At 31.4% G+C, this 1,610-nt stretch carries 2 protein-coding genes; both read right to left on the minus strand.

The window, feature by feature from the left end; all coding sequences use genetic code 11:
- Positions 1-87: 87 nt before the first annotated feature.
- On the minus strand, positions 88-594 hold the full coding sequence (locus tag GV764_RS21300) for an ABC-three component system middle component 4 (protein WP_161662058.1): 507 nt from the start codon (positions 592-594) through the stop codon (positions 88-90).
- Positions 591-1,610, minus strand: a 1,020-nt coding sequence (locus GV764_RS21305) for an ABC-three component system protein (protein WP_236651927.1), incomplete at its 5' end; no start/stop codon positions are given. The genes GV764_RS21305 and GV764_RS21300, both read right to left, overlap by 4 nt.

Raw genomic sequence — 1,610 nt, forward strand, 5'->3', positions numbered from 1 at the left:
GAATAATATTTAACCCATTCTCAAAAGAAACAATATAATTTTTTCTTAACCCTGCGAGAATTAATTTTTCAATCCTTAAATATGATTTCATTCTGATATCCTTACTAAGTCATTTATCAATTTATTGAGCTTGGGTGTTGTGCAGGATTTTAAAGCAGAAATGGATTTTACGTGTTGTTTAATCTGATTAAAAAAATCAGAATCTAAATTATTGACGAAGAGCTTTCCATTCTCTGATAGTTTAATTAATGTAACGCCATCATTTCTTAAAGCCTCAATAAGCCCCTTGCAAGATAGGTATTTTATTAACTCTTTTATTTTTCTACTATTAAATAAAATATCAACATTTAGAGAGAGACCTTTTATCGTATAAGTCTCCTCCCTATCAATTATTGGTATTTTTTTACCAGCTAAAAACATCGCCCGCTCAATTTTAGATGGGTTTTTTATCAAATACATGAATATCTGCGCTTTATTAATATCCATCACAGCGTCAGAGTTTTTATTTTCTCCTAAGCCCTCAGTGATAATTATTAATATGCAAAGATTGAGACTAAACTCTTCATCTAATGGGATATAAGGTAAAATGTTCACTGACTACTCCTGAGTTGATTGAGCGATTCAAGTGTAGTATCAGCAGACCAAATTACATCTCTATTTGATTTGTTGGCTAACTGATGAAGCATACCTTTTTTATGCAAGTTATCGAAATCTGAAAGTAAAACATTTAATGCAACACGATCTTCATCTTCAATTTTTTTGTGGATCGCTGATAATAACTGATCAGAAGTGAGATGGTTAGCTATGGCTGATTGAAACTGGGTTTGATATAAGCCTTTAATTTTACGATATAATCCATCTAATATCGCTCTGTCACGATCGCTTGTAAAGAAGTTTCTTGCTAATTCCGCATTATAATAATATTCCTTTGCATGATTAGAAATGTCATCGTGCACATCAGCTACAATCATTTTTAATACGAAATATTCATTATCATATTGATTTTCATCGACGAAATCATTTATTACTAATGGTTCTCGATTGTCACGATCAATTTCTAATATAAATCTTTTTACTAATTTATATACATTGTTATCAGTATCTGAAGGCTTACAGATTGTACCGTGATCTTCATGAACTGCTACTGAGTCTTTTGCTAGGATTTGAACTGGTAATGCACTTTTTTTATTTACAATTAAATCATTTGTGCCATAAATGAATTTTGAACTTGGCGTTTGATTTGACGCAAGCCATTCTCTATTTAAAGAATCAGTCTCATCACTAAATACTTTCAAATCTTTTATCTGCGCACTTGATGATATCATTGATGAGTAGGACGCAAGCTCAGAGCCAGCATGGGGAACGGCAAGAGAAATAAAACCTTTAATATTATCATTGCGGCCATATTTTATCATTTTTAAAATGCATGATTTAGCAACTAACCCTCCCATGCTGTGAGCTACAAATATGATGTTTTTGTATTCTGAAAGGTTAACATCAATTTCTGTAACTAATAGCTCAGATAATTCGTTAACTGGCAAGTTCATTTGTATTTTATTTGTGGAATTAAAAAGCTTCCTCAAGAATCCTTTCGCTACATTAAATTTACT

It is taken from the genome of Atlantibacter hermannii, from assembly GCF_009907385.1.
Classification (GTDB): Bacteria; Pseudomonadota; Gammaproteobacteria; order Enterobacterales; family Enterobacteriaceae; genus Atlantibacter; species Atlantibacter hermannii_A.